Genomic DNA, 2,934 nt, shown 5'->3' with positions numbered 1-2,934 from the left:
CTGACGCGTCTGCGCAACCGCCGGGCGCTCGCCGCCCTGCATCCCGAGCAGATCCGCGAGGCCGGCCTCGATTCCTGGCGCCTGCGCGCCGAGATCCGAAAGCCGTTCTGGCGGGCGTGACGCGGTGCCCTGCACGCAGCGTGGGTGATCCCGCGCCGCCGCGGGCCTATATGCGGGGCACACGACATCCCGCCCCGCAGAATCCTTCATGACCGATACGAACGCGCCCCCGGCCGGGCCGACGCCCCAGGCTGGGGGTCTTTCTGCCGAGCGCCCCGGCCTGATCGCCACCTACCGCCGACTCTGGCCGCATCTCTGGCCGCACGGACGGCCGGACCTGCAGCGCCGGGTGTTCCTGGCGTTCGGCCTGCTGCTCGCCGCCAAGCTGGTGACCATGGTGACGCCGTTCACCTTCAAGTGGATCACCGACGCGCTGGTGGCCGCCGTGGGAGGCAAGGACGCGCCGGTGCCCACGGGGCTGCTCGCCGCGCCGATGCTGCTGATCGCCCTCTACGGCGTCTCGCGGATCGCCATGTCGGCGCTGACCCAGATGCGCGACGGGCTGTTCGCCAAGGTGGCGATGTACGCGGTGCGGCGGCTGGCGCTCCAGACCTTCGCGCACATGCACCGCCTGTCCCTGCGCTTCCACCTGGAGCGCAAGACCGGCGGCCTGACCCGGGTGCTGGAGCGCGGCCGTTCCGGCATCGAGGAATTGTCGCGCCTGATGGTGCTGACCCTGGTGCCGACCATCGTCGAGTTCGTGCTGGTGCTCGGCGTTCTGGCCTACGAGTTCAGCTGGACCTACGCGGCAACCGCCTTCGCGACGGTCGCGGCCTACCTGGCCTTCACCTACAAGGCGACCGAGTGGCGGATCGCGATTCGCCGCCGGATGAACGCGTCGGATACCGACGCCAACACCAAGGCGGTCGATTCGCTGCTCAACTACGAGACGGTGAAGTATTTCGGTGCGGAGCAGTGGGAGGCCGCCCGCTACGACGTGTCGATGGCCAAATACGAAAAGGCCTCGACCCAGACCTACGTGTCGCTGGCGGTGCTCAATGCCGGGCAGGCGGTGATCTTCACGCTGGGCATGACCGCCGTGATGTGGCTCGCAGCCCGCGACATCCTGGCCGGGCGCACCACGATCGGCGGCTTCGTGCTGGCCAACACCATGCTGGTGCAGCTCTCGATGCCCTTGAACTTTATGGGCATGATCTACCGGGAGATCAAACAGGCGCTGATCGACATCGACGACATGTTCCGCATCCTCGGGCAGAACCCCGAGATCGCCGACCGGCCGGGGGCGGCGCCGTTGCACGTCGCGGGCGGCACGGTGGAGTTCGCGGATGTCCGCTTCGCCTACAATCCCGAGCGACCGATCCTGCGCGGCGTCTCCTTCGAGATCCCGGCGGGCCAGACGGTGGCGGTGGTGGGGCCCTCGGGGGCCGGCAAGTCGACCCTCTCGCGTCTGCTGTTCCGGTTCTACGAGCCGCAGAGCGGCCGGATCGGCATCGACGGGCAGGACATCGCCGCGGTCACGCAGGAATCCCTGCGGGCGGCGATCGGCATGGTCCCGCAGGACACGGTGCTGTTCAACGACACGATCGGCTACAACATCCGCTATGGCCGAGCCGACGCCACCGAGGCCGAGCTGCGCGAGGCGGCCGGGCTCGCCCAGATCGACGGGTTCGTGTCGAGCCTGCCGGAGGGCTACGACACCCCGGTCGGCGAGCGCGGCCTGAAACTCTCGGGCGGCGAGAAGCAGCGGGTCGCCATCGCGCGCACGATCCTGAAGGCGCCGCCGATCCTGGTGCTCGACGAGGCGACCTCGGCGCTCGACAGCTTCACCGAGGCCGAGATCCAGGCGGCTTTGGACCGGGTCAGCCGCGGCCGCACCACGCTGGTAATCGCCCACAGGCTGTCGACGGTGGTGAACGCGGACGCGATCCTGGTGCTCGACCACGGCCGCATCGTCGAGCGCGGCACCCATGCCGAGTTGCTGGAGGCCGGGGGCGTCTATGCGGCGCTCTGGGATCGCCAGCGGGAGGCCGACGCCGCGCTCGAAGTGCTGCAGCGGGCCGACGCGCCGGTGGTGCCGGTGCGAACCGGACGCGCGGGCGTGCCGGAGACGGCGGCCGCGGAGTAGGGGGCGAGAGGCGACGCGGCGGCGTTCAGGCCTCGGTCTCGATCGGCTTCACGCTGAGGCGCAGGCCGATGGCCATGAGCACACCCATCAACGTGTCGAGCTGCGGGTTCCCCTTCTCCGAGAGGGTCCGGTAGAGCTGCTCGCGGGAGCGGCCGGTCTCCTGCGCGATCTGTATCATCCCATGCGCGCGTGCGGCCACACCCCGGGGGCATGGCTCAGCAGAGCCGGATCATTATCTTCCAGCACGGCTTCCAAGTAGGCCGCGATATGCTCCGGTGTCTTCAGATGCTCGGCGGTATCGTAGGGGAACGTCTCCAGGGCCATGGTCATATCTCCTTCGCCAAGCGCTTGGCCTCGCGGATATCGCGAGCTTGCGAGCCCTTGTCGCCGCCGCACAGCAAGAGGATGATCCTGTTGCCTCGCTGGATATAGTAGACGCGGTATCCGGGACCTTAATCGATCCGCATCTCGCTCACGCCCTCACCGACGGACCTGACATCACCGGGATTGCCGAGAAGCAGGCGATCGATCCGCTTCGCAATGCGAGCCACGGCCTGAACGTCGCGCAGTCCGTCGATCCAGGCTTGGTAGGCAGCGGTGCGGTGCACGATCACCATGCCGCCTTGTCGTTTTTTGACGACAATCCGTCACCGGATTCGCCAGGCGGCAGCTTGGAGCGGCGCACCGGCAACACGGAGCGGCCTGCTGGCCTGCCCGTTGCGCAGGCCAGCGTCCCGGTCGGCGTCGCACCCTGAGGCCGGTTCCCTAAAATCACTGCACCGTTCTGT

At 68.5% G+C, this 2,934-nt stretch carries 1 protein-coding gene and 2 pseudogenes; 1 reads left to right on the top strand and 2 read right to left on the bottom strand.

Annotation, left to right across the window (positions count from 1 at the left end; all coding sequences use genetic code 11):
• Nucleotides 1-208 precede the first annotated feature (208 nt).
• Nucleotides 209-2,146: an ABC transporter ATP-binding protein/permease gene (locus tag OXS49_RS33035; protein ID WP_267428722.1), complete on the top strand. Its 1,938-nt coding sequence runs from the start codon at nucleotides 209-211 to the stop codon at nucleotides 2,144-2,146.
• 25 nt (nucleotides 2,147-2,171) lie between these two features.
• Here OXS49_RS33035 and OXS49_RS33030 read toward each other — a convergent pair.
• Both OXS49_RS33030 and OXS49_RS33025 read right to left on the bottom strand, forming a co-directional pair.
• Nucleotides 2,172-2,470: pseudogene (locus OXS49_RS33030) on the bottom strand (addiction module antidote protein).
• 2 nt (nucleotides 2,471-2,472) lie between these two features.
• A pseudogene (locus tag OXS49_RS33025) lies at nucleotides 2,473-2,763 on the bottom strand (type II toxin-antitoxin system RelE/ParE family toxin).
• Nucleotides 2,764-2,934 lie beyond the last annotated feature (171 nt).

The organism is Methylobacterium sp. GC_Met_2, assembly GCF_026540795.1.
Taxonomy (GTDB): Bacteria; Pseudomonadota; Alphaproteobacteria; order Rhizobiales; family Beijerinckiaceae; genus Methylobacterium.
This window is presented reverse-complemented; position numbering and strand designations above follow the sequence as displayed.

What these genes read in the sequence shown, in the direction of transcription:
- OXS49_RS33035 (WP_267428722.1), top strand. Translation starts at nt 209, where the DNA reads ATGACCGATACGAACGCGCCCCCGGCCGGGCCGACGCCCCAGGCTGGG.